The organism is Mesorhizobium sp. AA23 (assembly GCF_001672435.1).
Lineage (GTDB): Bacteria > Pseudomonadota > Alphaproteobacteria > Rhizobiales > Rhizobiaceae > Mesorhizobium.
In genome coordinates, this window is the sequence record NZ_LYTP01000028.1 from 337902 (window position 1) to 359657 (window position 21756).

Annotated in this window: 25 protein-coding genes; 15 read left to right on the forward strand and 10 right to left on the reverse strand. The window is 65.1% G+C overall.

Annotation, left to right across the window (positions count from 1 at the left end):
• Position 1 precedes the first annotated feature (1 nt).
• A complete protein-coding gene (gene der, locus A9K66_RS21345) occupies positions 2-1432 on the forward strand; it encodes a ribosome biogenesis GTPase Der (protein ID WP_067327802.1) in 1431 nt (476 codons plus the stop codon).
• Between the two features lie 108 nt (positions 1433-1540).
• Here der and A9K66_RS21350 read toward each other — a convergent pair whose 3' ends face one another.
• On the reverse strand, positions 1541-2458 hold the full coding sequence (locus A9K66_RS21350) for a LysR substrate-binding domain-containing protein (protein WP_067328015.1): 918 nt from the start codon (positions 2456-2458) through the stop codon (positions 1541-1543).
• Positions 2459-2576: 118 nt separating this feature from the next.
• On the opposite strand from A9K66_RS21350, the gene A9K66_RS21355 reads away from it, so the two are divergent.
• The 7 genes from A9K66_RS21355 (at position 2577) to A9K66_RS21385 (ending at position 8134) form a co-directional block, all read left to right on the forward strand.
• Positions 2577-3851 (forward strand): MFS transporter, encoded by a 1275-nt coding sequence (locus A9K66_RS21355; RefSeq protein ID WP_067328016.1) that lies wholly within the window; start codon positions 2577-2579, stop codon positions 3849-3851.
• Positions 3852-3991: 140 nt separating this feature from the next.
• The gene (locus tag A9K66_RS21360; RefSeq protein ID WP_067327803.1) at positions 3992-5173 is read left to right on the forward strand and encodes a cell wall hydrolase; all 1182 of its coding nucleotides are present in this window, start codon (positions 3992-3994) and stop codon (positions 5171-5173) included.
• A gap of 291 nt (positions 5174-5464) precedes the next feature.
• On the forward strand, positions 5465-5857 hold the full coding sequence (locus A9K66_RS21365; RefSeq protein ID WP_066999046.1) for an AtpZ/AtpI family protein: 393 nt from the start codon (positions 5465-5467) through the stop codon (positions 5855-5857).
• A 65-nt stretch (positions 5858-5922) separates the two neighbouring features.
• Entirely contained in the window at positions 5923-6684 is a 762-nt protein-coding gene (locus A9K66_RS21370; protein WP_066999043.1) for a F0F1 ATP synthase subunit A, read from the forward strand.
• A 79-nt stretch (positions 6685-6763) separates the two neighbouring features.
• The gene (locus A9K66_RS21375; RefSeq protein ID WP_066999040.1) at positions 6764-6988 is read left to right on the forward strand and encodes a F0F1 ATP synthase subunit C; all 225 of its coding nucleotides are present in this window, start codon (positions 6764-6766) and stop codon (positions 6986-6988) included.
• 62 nt (positions 6989-7050) lie between these two features.
• Positions 7051-7632: a F0F1 ATP synthase subunit B gene (locus A9K66_RS21380; protein ID WP_067327804.1), complete on the forward strand. Its 582-nt coding sequence runs from the start codon at positions 7051-7053 to the stop codon at positions 7630-7632.
• Between the two features lie 10 nt (positions 7633-7642).
• On the forward strand, positions 7643-8134 hold the full coding sequence (locus tag A9K66_RS21385; RefSeq protein WP_066999035.1) for a F0F1 ATP synthase subunit B: 492 nt from the start codon (positions 7643-7645) through the stop codon (positions 8132-8134).
• A gap of 231 nt (positions 8135-8365) precedes the next feature.
• Here the strand turns inward: A9K66_RS21385 and A9K66_RS21390 are convergent, their stop codons facing one another.
• Together A9K66_RS21390 and A9K66_RS21395 are read right to left on the reverse strand one after the other, a co-directional pair.
• Entirely contained in the window at positions 8366-9064 is a 699-nt protein-coding gene (locus A9K66_RS21390; RefSeq protein ID WP_067327805.1) for a ribonuclease HII, read from the reverse strand.
• 255 nt (positions 9065-9319) lie between these two features.
• A complete protein-coding gene (locus A9K66_RS21395) occupies positions 9320-10474 on the reverse strand; it encodes a PA0069 family radical SAM protein (RefSeq protein WP_067327806.1) in 1155 nt (384 codons plus the stop codon).
• A 148-nt stretch (positions 10475-10622) separates the two neighbouring features.
• Here A9K66_RS21395 and A9K66_RS21400 point away from each other — a divergent pair, with 148 nt between their 5' ends.
• The gene (locus A9K66_RS21400) at positions 10623-11126 is read left to right on the forward strand and encodes a glycosyltransferase (protein WP_067327807.1); all 504 of its coding nucleotides are present in this window, start codon (positions 10623-10625) and stop codon (positions 11124-11126) included.
• 194 nt (positions 11127-11320) lie between these two features.
• Positions 11321-12295, forward strand: a complete 975-nt coding sequence (locus A9K66_RS21405) for a hypothetical protein (RefSeq protein WP_067328017.1) — start codon at positions 11321-11323, stop codon at positions 12293-12295.
• Positions 12296-12309: 14 nt separating this feature from the next.
• Here the strand turns inward: A9K66_RS21405 and moaB are convergent, their stop codons facing one another.
• From moaB to A9K66_RS21435, 6 genes are all read right to left on the reverse strand, one after another.
• Positions 12310-12858 carry a molybdenum cofactor biosynthesis protein B gene (gene moaB / locus A9K66_RS21410; RefSeq protein ID WP_067327808.1) on the reverse strand — a complete coding sequence of 183 codons (549 nt, stop codon included), beginning with the start codon at positions 12856-12858 and terminating at the stop codon, positions 12310-12312.
• A complete protein-coding gene (locus tag A9K66_RS21415; protein WP_067327809.1) occupies positions 12858-13739 on the reverse strand; it encodes a 4-(cytidine 5'-diphospho)-2-C-methyl-D-erythritol kinase in 882 nt (293 codons plus the stop codon). Before A9K66_RS21415 ends, moaB begins: the two co-directional genes overlap by 1 nt.
• 26 nt (positions 13740-13765) lie before the next feature.
• Positions 13766-13951: a hypothetical protein gene (locus A9K66_RS21420; protein ID WP_066999017.1), complete on the reverse strand. Its 186-nt coding sequence runs from the start codon at positions 13949-13951 to the stop codon at positions 13766-13768.
• An 84-nt stretch (positions 13952-14035) separates the two neighbouring features.
• Positions 14036-14893 carry a S49 family peptidase gene (locus A9K66_RS21425; protein ID WP_067327810.1) on the reverse strand — a complete coding sequence of 286 codons (858 nt, stop codon included), beginning with the start codon at positions 14891-14893 and terminating at the stop codon, positions 14036-14038.
• Positions 14894-15001: 108 nt separating this feature from the next.
• On the reverse strand, positions 15002-15796 hold the full coding sequence (locus A9K66_RS21430; RefSeq protein ID WP_067327811.1) for a methyltransferase: 795 nt from the start codon (positions 15794-15796) through the stop codon (positions 15002-15004).
• Positions 15796-16020 (reverse strand): DUF2007 domain-containing protein, encoded by a 225-nt coding sequence (locus A9K66_RS21435; RefSeq protein WP_066999078.1) that lies wholly within the window; start codon positions 16018-16020, stop codon positions 15796-15798. Before A9K66_RS21435 ends, A9K66_RS21430 begins: the two co-directional genes overlap by 1 nt.
• Before the next feature lie 162 nt (positions 16021-16182).
• Here A9K66_RS21435 and A9K66_RS21440 point away from each other — a divergent pair, with 162 nt between their 5' ends.
• From A9K66_RS21440 to A9K66_RS21460, 5 genes are all read left to right on the forward strand, one after another.
• Positions 16183-17196 (forward strand): polyprenyl synthetase family protein, encoded by a 1014-nt coding sequence (locus tag A9K66_RS21440; protein ID WP_067328018.1) that lies wholly within the window; start codon positions 16183-16185, stop codon positions 17194-17196.
• Positions 17197-17303: 107 nt separating this feature from the next.
• A complete protein-coding gene (locus A9K66_RS21445) occupies positions 17304-17969 on the forward strand; it encodes a GntR family transcriptional regulator (protein ID WP_067327812.1) in 666 nt (221 codons plus the stop codon).
• Positions 17970-18167: 198 nt separating this feature from the next.
• Positions 18168-18776, forward strand: coding sequence for a biotin transporter BioY (locus A9K66_RS21450; protein WP_067327813.1), 609 nt, complete (start codon positions 18168-18170; stop codon positions 18774-18776).
• On the forward strand, positions 18773-19189 hold the full coding sequence (locus A9K66_RS21455) for a DUF1284 domain-containing protein (protein ID WP_067327814.1): 417 nt from the start codon (positions 18773-18775) through the stop codon (positions 19187-19189). The genes A9K66_RS21450 and A9K66_RS21455 overlap by 4 nt, the downstream gene beginning before the upstream one ends.
• A 187-nt stretch (positions 19190-19376) precedes the next feature.
• Positions 19377-21152, forward strand: coding sequence for a tetratricopeptide repeat protein (locus A9K66_RS21460; RefSeq protein WP_067327815.1), 1776 nt, complete (start codon positions 19377-19379; stop codon positions 21150-21152).
• Between the two features lie 49 nt (positions 21153-21201).
• On the opposite strand, the gene A9K66_RS21465 is transcribed toward A9K66_RS21460, so the two are convergent.
• On the reverse strand, positions 21202-21663 hold the full coding sequence (locus tag A9K66_RS21465; protein WP_067327816.1) for a GNAT family N-acetyltransferase: 462 nt from the start codon (positions 21661-21663) through the stop codon (positions 21202-21204).
• Between the last annotated feature and the right edge of the window lie 93 nt (positions 21664-21756).

A 21756-nucleotide genomic window follows, 5' to 3' on the forward strand; every position in this document is an offset into this window, starting at 1 on the left:
GATGACGTTCAAAGTCGCCATCATCGGCCGGCCTAATGTCGGCAAATCGACTCTTTTCAATCGGCTGGTGGGAAAGAAGCTGGCGCTTGTCGACGACACGCCGGGCGTGACGCGCGATCGTCGCGTCCATGCCGCCAAGCTTTACGATCTTCACTTCGACGTCATCGACACCGCCGGCTTCGAGGATGCGGCGGCCTCGACGCTGCCCGGCCGCATGCGCCAGCAGACCGAGATCGCCATTCGCGAGGCCGACCTGATCTTCTTCACTGTCGATGCCAAGTCGGGCCTGATGCCCGACGACCGGACCTTCGCCGACGTGGTCCGCAAATCCGGCAAGCCGGTGGTGCTGGTGGCCAACAAGGCGGAAGCGCGAGGCGCGCAAGGCGGCATGCTGGAAGCCTGGGAACTCGGCCTCGGCGAGCCGATCCCCGTCTCGGCCGAGCATGGCCAAGGCATGCCCGATCTGCGCGATGCGGTGATCGCGGCACTCGGCGAGGAACGCGCCTTCGGCGAGGACGCGCAACAGCCGGGCGATGAGATCGCCGTGAGCGAGGTGCTTATCGGCGAGGATATCGCCGACCCCGACGCCGAGCCGGCCTATGACGAGACCAAGCCGCTGCGCATAGCCGTGGTCGGCCGCCCCAATGCCGGCAAGTCGACGCTGATCAATGCGCTGATCGGCGAGGAGCGGCTGCTGACCGGACCCGAGGCCGGCATCACCCGCGATTCCATCTCGGTCGACTGGGACTGGCGCGGCCGCCGGATAAAGCTGTTCGACACCGCCGGCATGCGGCGCAAGTCCAAAGTCCAGGAAAAGCTCGAGAAGCTTTCGGTGCAGGATGGCCTGCGCGCTATCCGCTTCGCCGAGATCGTCATCATCGTGCTCGACGCCACCATCCCCTTCGAGAAGCAGGACCTGCAAATCGCCGACCTGATCATTCGCGAGGGCCGCGCGCCGGTGATCGCCTTCAACAAATGGGACCTGATCGACAACCCGCAGGAGCTTCTGGCCGAGCTGCGCGAAAAGACCGAGCGGTTGCTTCCCCAAGTGCGCGGCATTCAGGCGGTGACGGTCTCTGCCGAGACCGGGCGCGGCCTCGATCGGCTGATGGACGCCGTCATCAAGACGCACAAGGTCTGGAACAGCCGCGTCTCGACCGGCAAGCTCAACCGCTGGCTGGAAGGCATTCTGGCGCATCATCCGCCGCCCGCCGTCGCCGGCCGCCGGCTGAAGATCAAATATGTCACGCAGGCAAAAACCCGGCCGCCGGGTTTCGTCGTCTCCTGCTCGCGCCCGGACGCGATGCCGCAATCCTATGTCCGCTACCTCTCGAACAGCCTGCGCGAGGCTTTCGACATGCCCGGCGTGCCGATCCGCATGGCGCTGCGCACCTCGGAGAATCCTTTCGCAGGTCGGGCGAAGAAGCGCTGAGCCCTTTGTGGGAAAGGGTCGGCAGCGCCCCTCCCGTCGTCATTCACGGGTCTGTGCCGTGTCGCTTCGCTCCTTGCTCCGCTCGAGGATGAAGAATAGCGTGGAATCCTACGCGACCGCTCGCAAGCCCTCGCCGAAACGCGCTCCCTCGGGCAGCGTATCCAGCGCCGCCTCCAGCAATATCTCTGCCAGCCGTGCCGCCACCGGATCGAGCTCGGCATCCTTCTGGTGCAGATGCAGCGCCATCATCGGCAGGAGCGGCAGCCCGAGCACGCCCGGCGCGATCGCCCTGACAGTGGCTGGCAGGCCGATATCGGTGCGGATCGTCAGCCCGAGACCCGCGGCGACCGCCGCCCAGATGCCGCCGAGGCTGGGACTCGAGAACGCCATGCGCCAGGCGAGGCCGGCGCGGTCGAGCGTCTCGGTCGCCACGGTGCGCAGCAGGCATGGCGCCTCGAACAACACCAGCGGCAGCGCTTCACCATTGTGGCCGGCTTGCATCGGTTTCGCCGGGCCGATCCAGCGCGCCTGCACCTCGGCGACATGCCGGCTGTAGGGCAGGATCGTGCCGTCGTGCCAGGCCAGCGCGATGTCGAGGCTGCCTGAGACGACGCGCTCGGCGAGCTCATGGCTGCGTCCGATCCGCGCTTCGATCCGGACCTTGGGATGCGCACGGGCAAACCGGCCGAGCACCTCCGGCAGCACGGCCTCGCCGAAGTCCTCCTGCAGGCCGAGCCGCACCCGGCCTTCCAGCTCGACGTCGCGGATAGCTGAGGCCGCCTCGTCATTGAGCTCGATGAGACGCCGCGCATAGCTGAGCATCGTCTCGCCGGCTTCGGTAAGCGCCAGGCCGCGCCCCGCCTTGCGGAAGACCGGGGTCGCCGCCTGTTCTTCCAGCTTCTTCAGCTGCGCGCTGACGGCAGAGGTCGAGCGGCCGAGCCGCTCGGCCGCCTTGGCGAAACTGCCAAGCTCCATGCCGGTGACGAAGGTCCTGAGCACGTCGAGGTCGAATGTGACGCGTCGCATGAGATCGTCCTTATTTTCAGGATTATCGATCAAAAACTTGCTGATTTTCTGGATGAAGCTATGGCGCTACATCCGACCGGTCAAGACCGATCGACCGGCGCAGAGGGAATACGAGATCATGTCCGCCATCGTAACTCGCAACGATTGCCGGCGGTCCGCGGCAGGCGCCGCCGCTTCGGCTGGCCGCGCCTTCGGGCCCACCCATCGATGGAAAGTGCTCGGCATCGGCGTCGCCGCCAATGCCGGCTTCTCCGCTACCTTCTCCGGCATCCCGGCGACGGCTGTGGTGATGCGCCAGGGTTACCATCTCGACAATGCCTCGCTCGGCGCTGCGCTCGGTCTGCTCGGCCTCGGCGTGGCGCTCAGCGAACTGCCCTGGGGCGTGCTTACCGACCGCTGGGGCGACCGCCGCGTGCTGCTGACCGGGCTCGGCGCGACCGCCATGTGGCTTTTTGCCATGGCAATCCTCGTCGTGCCGACGAAAACAGCCGCTCCCGGTGTCGTGCTGCTTTCGGCCAGCCTGCTCGTTGCAGGCCTGCTCGGCGGCAGCGTCAACGGCTCCAGCGGCCGCGCCATCATGGGCTGGTTCGGCGAAGACGAGCGCGGCTTCGCCATGAGCATCAGGCAGACGGCGGTGCCGCTTGGCGGCGGGCTCGGCGCGCTCGTCCTGCCGTGGCTAGCCTTGGGCTTCGGCTTCGCCGCCGTCTTCGGCCTGCTGGCGGCTCTCTCCGCGCTCTCGGCTTGCTTTGCCCGGCGCTGGTTGCACGAGCCGCCGACGCAAGGCGACGCGCATGCCGCCGCCGTCACGACCGGCCCGGCGCCGCTGCGCAACATCGAGGTCTGGCGCATCTCGGCAGCCATCGGCCTGCTCTGCTTCCCGCAGGTGGCGGTGCTCACCTTTGCCTCCGTCTTCCTGCACGACTTTGCCGGCACGGGCACATGGGTGACCAGCGCCACCCTCGCCGCCGTGCAGACGGGCGCCATGGTGATGCGTGTCTGGAGCGGCCGCTACACCGACCGCCACCGCAACCGAAGGCCGTTCCTGAGATTCTGCAGCGCGCTGAGCGCGCTGGCCTTCCTGGTGCTATGGGTTCTGGCCATCGCTGCAGCCAGGCAGCCGTCGGTGCTGTTGCTCCTGCCCCTTATGGTGATCGTAGCCGGCATCTGCGTATCGGCCTGGCATGGCGTTGCCTATACCGAGCTTGCGACGCTTGCCGGTGCCGGCCATGTCGGCACCGCGCTCAGCCTCGCCAACACTCTGGTCTTTGTCGGGTTCTGCCTGGTGCCGATCGCCATTCCCTGGCTTCTGCTTCTCTTCGCATGGCCGGGCGTGTGGCTGGCGGCCGCGATCTGCGCGGCGATCGCATGGCCGATTTTTCTGCGCACGGCCTGACGTTTTCGCCGGCTTTCCACAGCTGGCGGAGGCCGGCTTATCTGCAACATGAAAAAAACACGATCGGTGCCGTTAACCCCCCATCAAGGTTAATGCTTCATTTTGGCTCTCCGGGGTCAGTAGCGTTTCTGGAGAGTTCCGTGCATCGACGCGTTCTTACGCGGCTCGTCGCCGCCGCCGTTGCGAATAAACGTTCCTTCCTTCCTCCTTTGGTTCTGGGGCTCGGCTTCTGGGTCGGCTTTCCGTCCGTCGTCGCTTACCAGGATATGGCAAGCCTCGTGTCCGGGCTGGAGTCGCCCAGCCATCGCTGGAATGCCTATGTCGAAAAATCCGTCGCCGGCTCGGTGCACGCCGCCGAGATGCCGTTCGTCGATTCGGCCGCCACGGGCTCGATCTCCGGCTCCGGCGTGGACCTGCCTGGCGTTGGCACGGTGGCGCTCCGCGGCAAGGGCAATGTCGCCGGCGCTACGCCCGATGAGGACCGCGTCGTGCGCGCCGACAAGAAGGGCCGCCTCGTCCAGGTGTCGCCCGTTGCGCCGCCGAAGAATTTCAGCGCCGGCTCCATCTTCGAGCGCACCTCCTCGCTGCTCCGTCCGGCGATGGACAGCGGCCTGAAGCTGACTTTCGCCAAGCCCGGCATCAAGGGCAAGGAAATCCAGATCGCCCAGGCCTTCCACATCCGCGAGGACAAGAAGCCCGATCCGGATTTGCCGGCGGCTCTCGTCGCTCTCGTCAACAACGACAAGCCGGACATCCTCGCCACCGCCTATGCCCAGTCGGCGCCGGACTATGCCAAGGCCTCGCCCTTTGAGGCTCTGCTGCAGGACGATCCGAATGACGGCCGCTTCATCCCGCCGATGGGCAAGGGGGATCACGCCTGGATGCAGAATCCGCTGCCGGCGGCCGTCTTCTCCAAGCCGGAACAGGAATGCCTCGCCAAGGGCATCTATTTTGAGGCGCGCAGCGAACCGGTGCGCGGCCAGGCCGCGGTGGCGCAGGTGATCCTAAACCGCGTCCGCAACCCTGCCTATCCGAAGACGATCTGCGGTGTCGTCTACCAGAACGACAACTGGTTCAACCGCTGCCAGTTCTCCTTCGCCTGTGACGGCAGGAAGAAGCGCATCAACGACCCCGTCGCGTACAAGACCGCCCAGGATGTCGCCATGGCGGTGACCGCCGGCAAGATCTTCATCCCCGAGGTCGGATCCTCGACGCATTACTACGCCAATTACGTCCATCCGGGCTGGGCGCGCGCCATGCAGCGCATGACCAGGATCGGCCTGCACATCTTCTATCGCACCTATGGCGGCGGCTGGAGCTGAGCCGTTTAGGCGGCTCGAACTGAGCCGCTTGATCGGCACCCCGCGGCAACGCTCTTTCTCGTTTGCTGCGCGCACCGATCAGCGCGGCTTTGTCGCCCGGATTCGCGCCGAGTCCTCGCACAGGCGTGACGGGCACGATGTCGCACCCGGATAACCCATTGATTTGAAAGCGGAAAATACATCGCTTTGAAGTTCGGCCCGTGGCTTGACGGGCGCGGACCCGCTAACTATGTTGCCGGCGACTTTAGAAGCGGACGGACGGTGATCGTCTGCCCGGGCAGGGGGGTTGCGATGGCCGACAAAAACGGGCCAGACGGAACCGGAGAAACCGGCCGCGGCAGGCAGCCAGAAGCCACCATCCGCGACGACGAACTTGAGCGCCGCCGGCGCGAGCTTGAAGCATCGCTTGCATCAAGACGCACGGACCGGCTCGAGGGGAAAGACGAAGCGAAAGCTGCGACCGGTTACGGTCAGGCCCTGAAACTGTCCAGCGAGTTCATCGCCGGAGTGGTGGTTGGTGTCGGCCTGGGCTGGATCATCGACCGCTTGGCGGGAATCGCGCCCTGGGGTCTGATCGTCGGCCTGCTGCTGGGTTTTGGCGCCGGTATACTCAATGTCCTGCGTTCGTCGGGACTTGCATCGGAATTCGGCCAGGGCGGCAAGCCGCCCGAACCGAAGGACTGAAGTAAGGCGCCGCAAGGCGCGAAAGAAACTTAAGAAGCCGGTTGTGGCTTTGACGGGGATTTAAAGTGGCTGCTGCTGACCAGGTCGATCCGATCCACCAGTTCCAGATCCATCCGATCATCCCGCTTCATATCGGCGGCTACGACATTTCTTTCACCAACTCCGCTCTGTTCATGGTCGTGACGATCGCCGTCGCTTCCGCTTTCCTCTACATGAGCACCGCCAGCCGCGCCCTCATCCCTGGCCGCCTGCAGTCGGTCTCGGAAATGGCCTATGAGTTCGTCGGCAACATGCTGCGCGATGCGGCTGGCAAGCAGGGCATGCAGTTCTTCCCGCTGGTGTTCTCGCTGTTCATGTTCGTGCTGGTCGCCAACCTGATCGGCCTGTTCCCTTATTTCTTCACCGTCACCAGCCACATCATCGTCACCTTCACGCTGGCGATCCTGGTCATTGGCACCGTCATCGTCTACGGCTTCGCCAAGCACGGCCTCGGCTTCCTCAAGCTGTTCGTGCCGCATGGCGTGCCTGGCTATCTGATGCCGCTGGTGGTGGCGATCGAAGTCATTTCCTTTGTCTCGCGTCCGGTCAGCCTCTCGGTTCGTCTTTTCGCCAACATGCTGGCCGGCCACATCACGCTGAAAGTGTTTTCGGGCTTCGTCGTCAGCCTCAGCGCGCTGGGTGCGGTCGGCATCGCCGGCTCGGTCCTGCCGCTCGCCATGGCGGTTGCCCTGACGGCGCTGGAACTGCTGGTCGCCTTCCTGCAGGCCTACGTCTTCGCGGTGCTGACCTGCATGTATCTGAACGACGCTCTGCACCCGAGCCACTGATCGATTTTCACCGGCGCCCCGGCGCCAGCATACCCAACGTACCAACCGCAACGATTACGAAAACCACAGGAGTTTTGAAATGGACGCAACTGCAGCAGCTGCTATCGGCGCTGGTATCGCCTGCATCGGCATGGGCGGCGCCGGCATCGGCCTCGGCAACATCTTCGGCAGCTATCTCTCGGGTGCGCTCCGCAACCCGTCGGCCGCTGACGGCCAATTCGGCCGCCTGATCTTCGGCTTCGCCGTGACCGAAGCGCTGGGCATCTTCTCGCTCCTCATCGCGCTGCTGCTGGTCTTCAGGTAAGAACCACGCGCTGACGAAAGGGGCCGCATGGTGCGGCCCCGCCGTATGGACAGGGGAATGAGATGTTCGTGACATCTGCCTTTGCGCAAGAATCCGCGCCGGCCACGGCCGAGGGCGATACGCATGCGGGCACCGCCGTGCCTGCCGAGGAGCATGGCACGTTCCCGCCGTTCAATGCCGAGACCTTCCCGTCGCAGATCCTGTGGCTCGTCATCACCTTCGGGCTCTTCTATTTGTTCCTGAAGCGGGTTGTGATGCCGCGCATCGGCGGTATCATCGATGTCCGCAACGATCGCATCACCCAGGATCTCGACCACGCCGCCAGGCTGAAGGGCGAGGCGGACGCTGCCGTTGCCGCCTATGAGCAGGAATTGGCGGAAGCTAAGGCCAACGCCAACAAGATCGGCCAGCAGGCGAGCGACGCCGCCAAGAGCGAAGCCGAAAGCACGCGCAAGAAGCTCGAGACGGAACTCGAGAAGAAGCTCGGCGAGGCCGAGGCGAGCATCGCCTCGATCAAGGCCAAGGCGATGAAGGAAGTCGGCACGATCGCCGAGGACACCACGTCGGCCATCGTCGAGGCGCTGGTCGGCGGCAAGACCGACAAGGCCGAGATTTCGGCCGCGGTCAAATCCGCGACCCGGTGAGGAGGCCATCATGGACGCCACATCACTTGCCACGCTCTGGGCCACCATTGCCCTGATCATCTTCCTCGGCGCCGTCATCTATCTGAAGGTGCCGGGCATGCTCGCAAAGTCGCTCGATTCCCGTGCGGCCAAGATCAGCAGCGAACTCGAGGAAGCGCGCCGCCTGCGCGAAGAGGCCCAGCAGCTGCTCGGCCAATACCAGCAGAAGCGCAAGGAAGCCGAGAAGGAGGCCGCCGACATCGTCGCCGCCGCCAAGCGCGAGGCCGAGCTCCTTGCTTCCGAGGCGCATAAGAAGACCGAGGACTACGTCGCCCGGCGCACGGCGCTTGCCGAGCAGAAGATCAGCCAGGCCGAGCGCGAAGCGATCGGCGAGGTGCGTGCCAGCGCCGTCGACATCGCCGTCGAGGCCGCCCGTGCGCTGCTTGCCGCCAAGGTCGACGCCAAGGCCGGCGCCGATTTGTTCAAGTCGGCGCTGCAGGACGTGAAGGCCAAGCTGAACTGAGCGGCTCTGCCGTTGCTGACATGAAGCCGCCTGGGCAACCCGGCGGCTTTTTTGTTTTGGGCGCGAATAATCTTCCCCCTTGAGGGCCCTTGAGGGGGAGCTTTCGCCGAAGCCGACAGAGAGGATCGTTGCGCGTAGAGCTCGACGCCTTGTGCGACTAAAGAGGGCGTCGGTGCTTCACGCGCGACGACCCTCTCCGCCAGCCGGCCATTTCCCCCCCGACGGGGAAGATTAATCTATTCCCTCGAAGCTCTCTTCCGCTTCCGCCACCTCGACGCCGCCAAACCGGAACGGTGCGAACGACGCCCTGTGCAGTCGCGCCACCGGGCCATGCGCCTCGATCGCGGTCCGGTGGCGGACCGTCGCGTAGCCCATATGCATTTCGAAGCCGTAATGCTCATGATGGCCGCCGCAGCCGCACATCATGCGGTCGCGCATCACCTTGGCGATGATCGAGGCGGCGGCGATAGATTGCGAGCGCTGGTCGCCCTTGATCAGCGCGCGTCCCTCGCAGGTGAGCCCTGGCGGCACGTCGCGGCCGTCCGCCAGCGCCAGTTTGGGCGGCAGCGACAGTCCGGCGGCGGCGCGGCGCATGGCTTCCAGGCTGGCTTTCAGAATGTTGCTGTTGTCGATGCCTTCGGCGCTGATCGAGGCCATCGAGACGCTGAGCGCCGAGCCCAGGATTTTGAGGAACAGCGCCTCGCGCTGCAGATGGGTGAGGCGCTTGGAATCGTCGAGCCCTTCGGGAATGTTGGCCGGGTTGAGCACCACGGCCGCCGCCACCACCGGACCGGCAAGCGGCCCGCGGCCCGCCTCGTCCATCCCCGCTACCGGCCACAGCCCCTCGGCCATCGCTTTCGTTTCAATCGAGAAGTCGGGCTTCTCGACCATTTCGAAGAGAAGCGGAGAATCGGAACGCGCGCGAGCCATGGTGCGGCGAGGTTCGCATCGGCTCCGATTCTCCGCAAGTCCCTCCGGGTCGGATGGGGCGTCGGACCGGGAGGGCACCGTCTCACGGCCGGGGGACTGGGCCGGACGGGATTCTTGAGCAATTCCAGGAAGAGTGCGTAGCGGGCCTTCCGTACGAAGTTACATCAAAACAGAGGGTTAGCGGATCGCAATCCGGGCGCAAAACTCTGCCTCCCGAGTTGCCTTAGCCGCCGGCCTTCGCGGCCGGCATCATCTTCACAGCAGCATCAACTGCTCGCCGACGCCGGAGCCTGCGACGAATTGGTCGGTCCGAAGCTGCCGCCGCTCGGCATTGAGGCCGAGCCGCTTGGCGGCGATCTCGAAGCGCCGGCCGATCTGCCAGGCATAGGGTCCGGCGCCCTTCATGCGCTTGCCCCATTCCGAATCGTAGTCCTTGCCGTCGCGCATCGAGCGGATCAGCGACATCACATGCCGGTAGCGATCCGGATAATGGCGCAACAGCCAGTCCTTGAAGATCGGCGCCACCTCGAGCGGCAGACGCAGCACGACATAGCCTGCCTCCCTGGCGCCGGCGGCGCGCGCCGAATCGAGGATGCGCTCCATCTCCGGATCGGTGAGGCCGGGAATGATCGGCGCCACCATCACCGAGGCGGGGACGCCGGCATCCGAAAGCTGCCTTATCGCTTCCAGCCGCTTTGTCGGCGTCGAGGCACGCGGCTCCATGGTTCTCGCCAGCATGCGGTCGAGCGTCGTCACCGACAGCGCCACCTTGGCGAGCCCGCGCTCGGCCATGCGCGACAGGATGTCGATATCGCGCGTCACCAGTGCCGACTTGGTTACGATGCCGACCGGATGGCCACGCGCCTCCAGCACCTCCAGGATCTCGCGCATGATGCGGTATTGCTTTTCGATCGGCTGATAGGGATCGGTGTTGGTGCCGATGGCGATGGTGCGCGGCTGGTAGCCGGGCTTCGACAATTCCCTGTCCAGCATTCGCGCCGCATCGGGCTTGGCAAAGAGCTTCGATTCGAAATCGAGCCCCGGCGACAGGCCCATGAAGGAATGCGTCGGCCTGGCAAAGCAGTAGACGCAGCCATGCTCGCAGCCGCGATAGGGATTGATCGAACGATCGAAGGAAATGTCCGGCGACTCGTTGCGCGTGATGATGGTGCGCGGCTTCTCGACCTGCACCTCCGTCTTGAACGGCGGCAGTTCCTCCAGCGAGTTCCAGCCATCGTCGAACACATGCCGGCTGACCGGCTCGAAGCGGCCGGACGGATTGATGCCCGCGGAGCGTCCGCGATTGCGGTCCGGCCGCACGCGCATGCCGCTCTGGTCTATCATTGCATTTGCCATCTCGGCTCTGCCTGCTCCGAAAGCGGCAATGTCGGGGCGCACGATCTGTTCCATTTTCGCCCTCTCCCAGGGACTCTCGGCAGGCTGTCGAATCGCTCTGTTCATGAAACTATTCCTATTTTGCCAACGAGAACAAAGCAAGAACTTTTTCGTTCAGAACGCGCATCTGGCGCAGCGCCGCGCTTTCCGCTATTCGGCTAAAATGCTCAGCGTCCTCATCGAAACCAGGAACGACGAAGAAGGCCTTGCCCGCACGCTGGCCTCGCTGATCGGCGGCGCGGTCGAGGGCGTGGTGCGCGACGTCATCGTCTGCGACACCGGCTCGACCGACCAGACGCATCGCGTCGCCGAGCATGCCGGCTGCCACCTTGTCGCCGGCGGCATCGCAACAGGCATCGGCCAGGCCAAGGGCGACTGGCTCCTGCTTCTGGAACCCGGCGCCCGGCTCGCCGAAGGCTGGATCGACGACGTCGTCGCTCACGCGGCGAGGCAGACGATGCCGGCGCGTTTTTCACGCGTCCGCGGCAATCGCACGCCGTTTCTGGTCCGGGTTTTTTCGGGCAACCGGGCTCTGGAGGAAGGGCTTGTCATCAGCAAGCGCCAGGCCACGGTGCTGGCGAAAAGCGCCCGCAGCGCCGAAGCCCTGGCGCGCGGCCTCGCCACCAGAAGGCTGATTGCCGAAATCTGGGTGGCGCCGCCGAAGTGAGCGCATGCCCTCCTTCTCTCCAGAAGGCGAAAAGAGAGAAAAAGGCCGCGAACTTTGCCGGCCCATTCTATTGTGCATTGCACAAAAACCTGCAGTGGATTAGCATCTGCTTGAAGCGGGACAATCGGGATTGGGTGACGATGAAGCGGCAGACGGCTGGCGCTTCGTCGGACGCCATGCATACGAGGAACCCGATGAACCTTGGTACTCCAGACAATTCAGGCGCGGCCAGCCTGGAGGCGATCGCTCGTAATGGCAGCCTGTTCAGGCGCATCGCCGTGCGCATCCCGACCTATCTGAAAGATCTACGCGAAAATCCGGCCTGGCTGCCGATGTTCGTGCTGGCGCGCACCATGCCGGGGCGCCGCATGCACTGGCTAGGCGCCAGACGCGTTCGCCCGCTCGACAATGCGGGAGAGACGATGTTTGCCGGCGTCGATCGCGAGGCGGTGGTCGCGGCGCTTCGCTCCGATGGACTGTTTTCGGGGTTCACGCTGCCGTCGGCGATCCATGAGGAGATCGCCGTTTTTGCGCAACGCACGCCCTGTTTCGGCAATTTCGACCGCCGTCTCGAATTCATGCCGGGCGACCATGCCGAGGCGGAGAAGCGTTTCGGCCGCTCGCTGCTCAGCGGGCATTATTTCGAACGCATTCTCGATTGCCCGGCGGCGCTTGCCATCCAGCGGGATCCGCTGCTCCTCGAGGTCGCGCAGCACTATCTCGGCGGCCAGGCGAAACTGATCACGACGCGCGTGTGGTGGAGCTTTCCGACCGGCAAGGCCTCGGATGCCGACAAGAATCTCGCCTCGCTCGGCAAATACCATTTCGATCTCGACGATTGGCGGATGCTGAAATTCTTCTTCTATCTGGTGCCGGTCGACGCCGGCACCGGCCCGCATGTCTATGTCCGCGGCAGCCACAGGCGCCGCGCGCTCAAGCACCAGTTCACGCTTCTGGTCGGCCACCCCGCGGAAGACGTGCTGGACGTCTACGGTCCGGAAAGCGCTGCGACGCTGACGGGCGAGGCGGGCCTCGGCTTCGTCGAGGATCCGTTCGGCTTCCATATGGGAACGGTGCCGACGCATACGCCGCGGCTGATGATGGAAATCGGCTTCGGCGTCTCGCGGCCGTCGCGCCGCCGCTTCCACGGCGAGCCGGTCATCCGCTGAGCCGGACGGGGCCGCTACTCCGGCTTGCCGCCGCGCCTGAGGTGCTCGTCCAGCCGCGGCATGATCTCGACGAAGTTGCAGGGCATGTGCCGGTAGTCGAGCTGCGCCTTGATGATGCCGTCCCAAGCATCCTTGCAGGCGCCGGGCGAGCCCGGCAGCACGAAGATAAAGGTGGCGTTGACGACGCCGCCGGTCGCCCGGCTCTGGATCGTCGATGTGCCGATCTTGTCATAGGAAATCCGGTGGAAGACTTCCGAAAAGCCGTCCATGCGCTTTTCGAAAATCGGCTCCAGCGCTTCCGGCGTTACGTCGCGGCCGGTGAAGCCGGTGCCACCCGTGGTGATAACGACGTCCACCGTTTCATCCCTCGACCAGGCGAGCACTTTTTCGCGGATCTTCTCGCGGTCGTCGGTGACGATGTCGCGAGCCACCAGTATATGGCCAGCCTCTGCGATGCGGTCGGCCAATATCTGCCCGGATTTGTCCTCGGCCAGGCTGCGCGTGTCGGAAACGGTCAGCACCGCGATGCGCACCGGGATGAAGGGGCGGCTTTCGTTGGCCATCAGTCGGTCTCCATGCTGCGCGTCGCGGCCACGAACCAACCGGGATGGCGGCGGCGGATGTCGATCGCCGCGCGCTTGGCGACATTGCCAGTCTCGAACAGGCCGAAGCAGGTAGCGCCGGAGCCCGACATGCGGGCAAAGGTGGCTCCCGCTTTTTTCAGCGCCTTGAGCGCATCGCCAATCGCCGGTTGGATGGCGCGAGCGGCAGGTTCGAGATCGTTCCGCGTCGTGTCCAGCCAATTGCGTATGCCGTGAAAATCGAGGCGGCCGGGCAGCGGCGGCAATGCCTCATTGTCAGGTTTGGAAAGCGCTTTGAACACTTCGGGTGTCGAAACGGCCACGCCCGGGTTGACCAGGATGAGCGCCAGCGCCGGAAACTCCGTCAGCGGCGACAGTTCATCGCCGATGCCGCGCGCAATTAGCGGCCTTGCCTTGAGGCACATCGGGAGATCGGCGCCGAGCGTCAGCCCGATCCGCGCCAGCCCCGCCTCCCCGATGTCGAGCTCCCAGAGGCGCGAAAGGCCGTTGAGCGCCGCCGCCGCGTCGCTCGAGCCGCCGCCGACGCCGGAAGCGACCGGCAGGTTCTTCTCCAGCCGGATGGCGACTGGTGGCGCCTGTTGCGCGCCGGCTTCCCGCCGCAACGCGTCGCGCGCTTTGAGTACCAGATTGTCGCCATCGATTGGCACGCCGGCGGCGAAGGGACCAGACGCCGAGAACGCATCGTCTTGCGCCAGCTCGATCTCGAGCCGGTCGCCGAAGCGCGTGAACACGGCAAGGCTGTCGAGTAGGTGATAACCGTCGGCGCGCCGTCCGGTGACGTGCAGCGCGAGGTTGATCTTGGCAGGCGCAAGCCATGTCCGGGACTTGGCCTCGGCCTCCAGAATGTCGGCTGCTGGCGAGATGGTGTTCAGTCCTTAGCCAGACGGTACTCGCCGGTCTTCGGATCCTTGACCAGCGTTCCCATCGTGCCGTTGGCCGCCTGCTTCTCGGTGCGCCGGATCTTGGCCGTCACGCGCTCGGCCTCGCGTACGAAAGCGCGATAACCGAAATAGGCGGCGGCGCCGACGACAACGAAGAAAATGATCTGCGGCATCTCACAACTCCTCCCGCGTTTCTCGCGGCAAGGCCGGCCGGATGGGTCGGTCAAGCGGCCATGCTAGACGCAATCATGGCTTTTTCAAAGCCCGAAGCGCGCCCACAGCGCGCGCTCTTCCGCCGCATCGATGACGCCGCTGGCCGCGGCCGCGGCGATGTCCGGCGCCGAAAAACGCGATCCGAACAAGCCGAAACGGCCGAAAAGCCCGCGCGGCGCGGTGATCAGCCTGAGCTGCGTCTTTTCGCCGAAACGGGTCTTGAGCACGCTGCGCATGTCGCCCAGCGCATCGACGAGGCCGAGCTCGAGACCCTTTTTGGCGGTCCAGAACAGTCCGGTGAACAGATCCGGGTCGTCCTTGAGCTTGGTGCCGCGCCGTTCCTTGACGAGATCGATGAAGGTCTCGTGCACTTCGAGCTGCAAGGCTTTCAGCCGCTCGACGTCTTCCCTCTTTTCCGGCTTGAAGGGGTCGAGCACGGCCTTGTTCTGGCCCGCGGTGTGGACGCGCCGCTCGATGCCGATCTTCTTCATCAGCTCCGGGAAGCCGAAGGAGGCGGAGACGACGCCGATCGAGCCAACGATCGAGGAAGGGTCGGCGAAGATCTCGTCGCCGGCGATTGCGATCATGTAGCCGCCGGAGGCCGCCACATCCTCGATGAAGACGAGCACTCGTCTGTCCTTCTCTGCCGCCAAGTCGCGGATGCGCTTGAAGATCAGCCGCGACTGCACCGGCGAGCCGCCCGGCGAGTTGATCGAAATCGCAATCGCCGGCGCGTCGAAGCCGAACGCCTTCTCGATGAGCCCGGCCGTCGAGGCGAGCGACAGGCTTGGCCGGAACTGGCCGCCGCCGGGCATGATCGTGCCATGCAGCCGGATGACCGGAATGGTGACGACTGTCGAGCGCCAGGATTTCGGCAGCAGGCGGTTGAAGAAGCGTTTCACGAAAGCTTGTCTCCACAAGAGATGCTAGAGCAAGGTCAGACCTCATCCTTGCTCCCGGGCATGTAGGAATTCGCCGCGCAACGGCAATGCCGCATCGCCGGCCTCTGATCAATCGCCGAACAGCGACGCCAGCCCGTTGTTGATCATTTCGGTCCGCTCCGTCGGCTCGTTGCCGGATGCGCCGTGCAAGGTGAGCGGAGGCCGGATCGACAGTTTTCCGCGCGCGCCGAGCACCGCCCTGACGACGATGCGGATCGCCGCCGCGTCTGGGCGCGGGTGCACGCAGAGCATCTCGGCATCGCCGAAGCGGCCTTCCATCGCATCCAGGATGGCGACAAGCTGCTCCGGCCGCGCAATCGCCGCCAGTCCGCCGCGCGGCTTGACGACGGCGGCCGCACTTCTGATCCAGCGCTCGAACAGGCCGTCCTCCGCGACATGCGCTTCTCTGCGCAGCGCGTCCGGCGTTGCGCGGTCTTGTGCCGCGTTGAAGGGCGGGTTCATGACGACGAAGTCGAACGAATTGTCGGCAAGTCCGGCTCCGTGCCGTGCCCGTCCCGCAAGCGTGACGTCGGCCTTAAGCACCGAGGCGCGGTCGCCGAGATGCGCGTTGCCGGGGTGGGCAAGCGTGGCGGCGGCAAAGGCCGCCATCTCCTCGGAACGCTCGACCAGAACCGCGTGGGCCTCAGGGCAGCGCGACAGCACGGCGAGCGTCGCCGCACCGGCGCCCGCGCCGAAATCGGCGAGCCGGCCGGAAAAGCCGGACGGGACGGCAGCAGCCAGCATCATGGCGTCCATGCCGGCACGGTGGCCTTGTCGCGGCTGCACCAGCCAGAAGCGCCCGCGATGGAAGGCGTCGACCGTGTGGGCCGGCGTGTCCGGGGCGAGGGCGGTTGATGCTGCCATTATTGCCGGCGGATCTCGTTCTCGATACCGGCATCCTTCAGGATGCGCCGCGCGGCATCGGCTTTCTCGGCATCGACCATGACGCGCCTGGGCAGGATGCCGATCGATCCGTCGAGCACGCTCATGTTCTGGTCGGCGACGAAGCAGGCGATGCCGGCGTCGCGCATGAGCGATTCGACGAAGGAGATGAGGACGGCGTCGTTGGTGCGGACAAGCTCGATCATGGAATGAAAATCGCAGGTTGCGGCGCTCATGTAAACGCCAGGCCAGCCCAGCGCCAGCCAAACCGCGCCAATTCGCCTCTTGCCGTGCGCGGTTGTGCCGACCTAGAGTCCCACCGGGACCAGGGTGTTGTCGGGCGCGTCAATGAGACGGGAGTGATCGTGGTGGGTGTCGTTCTGAATATCGAAGGCAAGCGGGAACCTGCTTCCATCCAGGATCTCATCGACCTGACGGCAGCCGACATGGGACGAGTCAACGAGCTGATCCTGTCGAAGGCCGGCTCCGACGTCGAGATGATCCCGGAGGTCGCCAACCACCTGATCTCGTCCGGCGGCAAGCGGCTGCGGCCGATGCTGACGCTCGCCGCCGCCCAGATGTTCGGCTATGCGGGCGAGGGGCACGTCAAGCTCGCCACCGCAGTCGAATTCATGCACACCGCGACGCTGCTCCACGATGACGTCGTCGACGAGAGCGCGCTTCGCCGCGGCAAGAAGACGGCGCGCATGATCTGGGGCAACCAGGCGAGCGTGCTGGTCGGCGACTTCCTGCTCGGCCAGGCTTTTCGCATGATGGTCGAAGTCGGCTCGCTGGAGGCTCTCGACATCCTGTCGAGCGCCGCCTCCATCATCGCCGAGGGCGAGGTGATGCAGCTTGCGGCTGCCAAGAATCTGGAGACCACCGAGGACGAGCACTTCGCCGTCATCAAGGCCAAGACCGCCGCCCTGTTCTCGGCCGCCGCCGAGGTCGGTCCGGTGATCGCGCTCGCTTCCCGCACCGACCGGGCGGCGCTGCGCTCCTATGGCATGAATCTCGGCCTTGCCTTCCAGCTCATAGACGACGCGCTGGACTATGGCGGCTCCAGCAAGGATCTCGGCAAGAATGTCGGCGACGATTTCCGCGAGGGCAAGGTGACGCTGCCGGTGATCCTCTCCTATCGGCGGGGCACCAAGGCCGAGCGCACCTTCTGGAAGCGCGCCATCGAGGAAAATGTCGCCGACGATGCCGGGCTCGAAAAGGCGATCGGTCTGATGACCCGCCATGGCGCCATCGCCGACACGATTGGCCGCGCCCGTCACTTCGGCGAGATCGCCCGCGACGCGCTCGCGCCGCTGGAGGCGACGCCGCAGAAATCGGCGCTGATCGACGTCATCGATTTCTGCATCAGCCGCGTCAACTGAGCGCCTGTCGGTTCTCCTTGGCATCGCCTGGCGTCCGCCGGGCGGGCGCCTGTGATTCCGCTCTGGCCGTCTCGACAAACGGCAGCTCAGCAAATTATCTATAAAACATGGCCACCACAGAGGACACGATCGCCGTCCGCATCAGCAAGGAACTGGCGGACCGCATCATTGCGGGCGCTATCGAGCCCGGATCGCGGCTGCGCCAGGATCATGTCGCCGAGGAATTCGGCACCAGCCACGTGCCGGTGCGCGAGGCCTTCCGCCGCCTCGAGGCGCAGGGTTTGGCGATCAGCGAGCCGCGCCGCGGCGTGCGTGTGGCCGCTTTCGATCTCGGCGAGGTCAGGGAAGTGGCCGAGATGCGCGCCGCGCTCGAAGTGTTGGCGCTGCGCCACGCCGCGCCGCATCTGACGCCGGCGATCCTCGACCGCGCCGAGGAGGCGACCAAGGCGGGCGACAAATCCCGCGATGTCCGCTCCTGGGAGGAGGCCAATCGCACCTTCCACCGCTTGATCTTGACGCCCTGCAACATGCCGCGCCTGCTTTCCACCATCGACGACCTGCATGCCGCAAGCGCGCGTTTCCTGTTCGCCGCCTGGCGCTCCGAATGGGAGACCCGCACCGATCAGGATCACCGGGCGATCCTGAGCGCGCTGAGGCAAGGCAACACGGAATCGGCCGCCGCCACGCTCGGCCGGCATGTGCAATGGATCGGCCAAAAACCGGTCAAGACCGCTTCCGGCAGGACTCGCGACGCCTTCGCCATCGTCGGCTAGCGCGAGAACGCAGACACAGCTGCCTTTCTGCGCTCAATGGCAGTCAAATGTCGGTTTTGGGCGCCCCGATTGCCCATGAATGGCTCAGCCTCATTGCCCTCCGCAAGGCAGCGCTTGCCATCTCCGCAAAAATATGGATTCGATAATAGATCGATTGCAGGAATTATCTATAATTTCAACTCAACCAGGGACCTCACCGTGACAAACATCGCCGTTTCGACCCGCCAGTCTTCCTTCAGCCCGCTCCAACTGCACAGCCGCTCCGTTGCCTGGCAGTTCGGCGCCGTCGTCCTCGGCTCGCTGTTCCTGGCGCTGTCGTCCTACATCGAGGTGCCGATGGTGCCGGTTCCGGTGACCATGCAGACCTTCGCGGTGACGCTGGTCGGTGCGCTCTATGGCTGGCGCTTCGGCGCGCTCACCATCGCGGCCTGGCTTGTCGAGGGTGCCGCCGGCTTCCCGGTTCTGGCCGGCGGTGCGGCCGGCGTGCAGCATTTTATGGGCCCGACCGGCGGCTATCTCTTCTCCTTCCCGATCGTCGGTGCGATCGTCGGCTGGCTGGCCGAGCGCGGCTGGAACGGCAATCGGGTGATGCTTGCTCTCGCCGCCATGCTCATCGGCAACCTTCTCTGCCTGGTTCTCGGCACGGCCTGGCTTGCCGCCATGATCGGCGCCGAGAAGGCCATCACCTTCGGCTTCCTACCCTTCATTGTCGGCGGCCTCCTGAAGTCGGCGCTGGGCGCCGCGACGCTGAAGCTCTTTTCCACCTATCGGGCCGAACCGCGCGACCGCTCGTCAAAGACGCAATGACTGTCAGGCTGCGCGCCCATCATCTGCTCTGCCTGCTGACCTATGTCGGCAAAGGCTACTCGCCCGCTTTCACCGCCAATTACGACAAGGTGGTGAAGCGGCTGGGCGACGGCGAGGCGGTCCTGATCGTGTCCGGGCCGGACGACATCTGCGCCCCGATGCTGGTCGAGCCCGAGCCGCACTGCCTGGGCGAAGGCGCCGCCGAGCGCGACGGGCTCGCGGCGCGCGACGTCGGCGCTCTCCTGGGCCGGTCCGTCCAGGCCGGCGACCGGCTCGTGTTGGATGCCTCCAGCCTGGCGCCGATGCGCAAGGCGTTTTCCTCTGGCCTGACGCGTCAGGCGTGCTCGGGCTGCGAATGGTCCGACCTGTGCAGCGCGGTTGCCCTCAGCGGATTCCAAGATACGCGTCTTTAGGCGGCGCCGTCTGCGGCTTCCCGCGCCGGACTTTTTGGACGCACGCCGTATTTTTTAAGCCCGATGATTGCATTGTGATTCGCTGCGGATTGAAGCCTGACCCCAAAAAGGCCATGCTTTGTCGGGAAAACATCGACTCTGTGGGCGGTCCGCCAAGGGGGGATCGCGTCTGGCTGAAAGGGATACAATGCGGCAAGGACGTGCGCGCTGGCTGACGAGGCTGGCATTTTTAACGGGTGTGGCGCTGTCGGTGCTGCCTGCCCATGCCAAGGAAAACTCCCAACCGGTCCAGATCACGTCCTTTTCGGGCGCCTATCTTGCCGCCCATATTGCCGAAAGCGACAACGATCTCGACAATGCCATCGCCTATTACAAGCAGGCCCTCGCCTTTGCCCCCAATGACACCGAACTGCAGCAGAGCCTCATGCTGGCGCTGGTCGCCCAGGGCCGCTTCGAGGAATCGCTGGTCTATGCCGACAAGCTCAAGGAAGTTCCCGATGTCGAGCGCTTCTCACGTCTGGCGCTTGCCATCGATTCCTTCCACAAGATGGACTACGCCAAGGCTCAGTACTGGCTGAAGCTGTCGCTCGAATCCGATCTCGACCGGCTGCTCTCCGGCATCATGGACGGTTGGGCCAAGGAAGGCGCGGGCGATGCCTCGGAGGCGATGGCTTCGATCGACAAGCTCAAGGGTCCGGACTGGTTCGGCCTGTTCAAGTCCTTCCATCGCGCCCTCATCGCCGACTCCGCCGGCTTTTCCGCCAAGGCCGATGAGATCTACGCCGCCACCCTGGCCGATACCGCCGCCGGCGGCTCCGCGCCCGAGACGTGGATGCGCAATGCCCAGGCCTATGCCTCGTTCCTCGCCCGCAAGGGCGACAAGACAAAGGCGATGGCGGTGCTGAACCAGGCCGAAGCCTTCGCGCCTGGCAAGCTCGAAATCACCACGCTGCGCGACAGGATCAGCAAGGGCGACAAGATCGAGCCCCTAGTCGCTACCCCGGCCGACGGTGCCTCGGAAATCCTGCTCGACCTCGCCACCGCGCTCAACCGTGGCGGCGGCGAGCCTTTCGTGAGGCTCTATCTGCAATATGCGCTGGCGCTGAAGCCGGACAGCGACGCCGCCCTCGTGCAGCTGGCCGCCGTCGCCGAGCAGCTGAAGGACGGCGAAGGCGCGATCGCGCTCTATCGGCGCATTCCGGCCTCCTCGCCATTGAAGGAGCTTTCTGAGCTGCAGCTTGGCCTGAACCTTGCCGACATCGACCGTCACGACGAAGCCATCGCGCATCTCAAGGGCTATGTCGATGCGCACCCGACCGACATGCGCGGCTACCTGGCGCTTGGCGGCGTCTACTCCTCCAAGGAGGACTACCGTTCGGCTGCCAATCTCTACGACAAGGCGGTCGAACAGCTGAAGACGCCGACTGCCGCCAACTGGAACATCTTCTACCAGCGCGGCATCGCCTATGAGCGGTTGAAGGAATGGCCGAAGGCCGAGCCCAATTTCCGCAAGGCGCTGGAACTGCAGCCCGACCAGCCGCAGGTTCTGAACTATCTCGGCTATTCCTGGGTCGACATGAACACGAACCTCAAGGAAGGCCTGGCGATGATCCAGAAGGCCGTGGATCTCAGGCCAAGCGACGGCTACATCGTCGACTCGCTTGGCTGGGCCTATTACCGCCTCGGCCGCTTCGACGACGCCGTGCGCGAAATGGAGCGCGCCGTGTCGCTGAAGCCCGAGGATCCGGTTCTCAACGACCATCTGGGCGACGCCTATTGGCGCGTCGGCCGCAAGCTGGAAGCGACCTTCCAGTGGACCCAGGCACGCGACCTGAAGCCGGACCCGGATGTGCTCGCCACCTTGCAGCAGAAGCTGCTGAAGGGCCTGCCGCCGATCGAGTCCAACACGGCGCAGGAAACGCCGAAGCTGAAACCGGTCCCGCCCGCGGCGCCGAAGGGCTGAGGCGCACATTTCTGCAGTTTGGCGGGGCCCTTGGGGGCCCCGCAACGTTTCAAAACATCTTGCGGTAGACGACGAACCCCGAGCGCTCGCCGATCCTGTCATAGAGCTGCATGGCGGTGTGGTTGGTCTCGTGCGTCAGCCAGTAGACGCGACCCGAGCCCGCGGCTTTGGCGCACTCGTAAACGCCTTCGATCAGCGCCCGGCCGACGCCTTGGCCGCGCGCGGCTTGTGAGGTGAAGAGATCCTGCAGATAGCAGTTCGGCCCGATCGCCGTGGTCGAGCGGTGGTAGAGATAATGGACGAGGCCGAGAAGCTTGCCGTCGCGCTCGGCCACCAGAGCATGCACCGGCTCGTAAGCGTCGAAGAAGCGCGACCAGGTCATCTGGGTGATCTCGCCGGCAAGCGCGGTCTCGCCCGAGCGGCCGTAGAATTCGTTGTAGCCGTCCCAGAGCGGCAGCCACTGCTCGTAATCCTGCTGGGTGACGGGGCGGACGGTGAGTTGACCGAGCATGGCGGGAACCTTTGTCGTTGCGGCTCGCCGAAGCAAACGGCCCGCGTGAGCGGCCGGCAATGGGCCACCCGCCGGCAAAGCGTTCAACCTCTC

Coding starts and splice junctions, on each gene's coding strand:
- der (WP_067327802.1), top strand. CDS start 2: ATGACGTTCAAAGTCGCCATCATCGGCCGGCCTAATGTCGGCAAATCG.
- A9K66_RS21350 (WP_067328015.1), bottom strand. CDS start 2,458: ATGCGACGCGTCACATTCGACCTCGACGTGCTCAGGACCTTCGTCACC.
- A9K66_RS21355 (WP_067328016.1), top strand. CDS start 2,577: ATGTCCGCCATCGTAACTCGCAACGATTGCCGGCGGTCCGCGGCAGGC.
- A9K66_RS21365 (WP_066999046.1), top strand. CDS start 5,465: ATGGCCGACAAAAACGGGCCAGACGGAACCGGAGAAACCGGCCGCGGC.
- A9K66_RS21375 (WP_066999040.1), top strand. CDS start 6,764: ATGGACGCAACTGCAGCAGCTGCTATCGGCGCTGGTATCGCCTGCATC.
- A9K66_RS21380 (WP_067327804.1), top strand. CDS start 7,051: ATGTTCGTGACATCTGCCTTTGCGCAAGAATCCGCGCCGGCCACGGCC.
- A9K66_RS21385 (WP_066999035.1), top strand. CDS start 7,643: ATGGACGCCACATCACTTGCCACGCTCTGGGCCACCATTGCCCTGATC.
- A9K66_RS21390 (WP_067327805.1), bottom strand. CDS start 9,064: ATGGCTCGCGCGCGTTCCGATTCTCCGCTTCTCTTCGAAATGGTCGAG.
- A9K66_RS21395 (WP_067327806.1), bottom strand. CDS start 10,474: ATGGAACAGATCGTGCGCCCCGACATTGCCGCTTTCGGAGCAGGCAGA.
- A9K66_RS21400 (WP_067327807.1), top strand. CDS start 10,623: ATGCTCAGCGTCCTCATCGAAACCAGGAACGACGAAGAAGGCCTTGCC.
- A9K66_RS21405 (WP_067328017.1), top strand. CDS start 11,321: ATGAACCTTGGTACTCCAGACAATTCAGGCGCGGCCAGCCTGGAGGCG.
- moaB (WP_067327808.1), bottom strand. CDS start 12,858: ATGGCCAACGAAAGCCGCCCCTTCATCCCGGTGCGCATCGCGGTGCTG.
- A9K66_RS21420 (WP_066999017.1), bottom strand. CDS start 13,951: ATGCCGCAGATCATTTTCTTCGTTGTCGTCGGCGCCGCCGCCTATTTC.
- A9K66_RS21430 (WP_067327811.1), bottom strand. CDS start 15,796: ATGGCAGCATCAACCGCCCTCGCCCCGGACACGCCGGCCCACACGGTC.
- A9K66_RS21435 (WP_066999078.1), bottom strand. CDS start 16,020: ATGATCGAGCTTGTCCGCACCAACGACGCCGTCCTCATCTCCTTCGTC.
- A9K66_RS21445 (WP_067327812.1), top strand. CDS start 17,304: ATGGCCACCACAGAGGACACGATCGCCGTCCGCATCAGCAAGGAACTG.
- A9K66_RS21455 (WP_067327814.1), top strand. CDS start 18,773: ATGACTGTCAGGCTGCGCGCCCATCATCTGCTCTGCCTGCTGACCTAT.
- A9K66_RS21460 (WP_067327815.1), top strand. CDS start 19,377: ATGCGGCAAGGACGTGCGCGCTGGCTGACGAGGCTGGCATTTTTAACG.
- A9K66_RS21465 (WP_067327816.1), bottom strand. CDS start 21,663: ATGCTCGGTCAACTCACCGTCCGCCCCGTCACCCAGCAGGATTACGAG.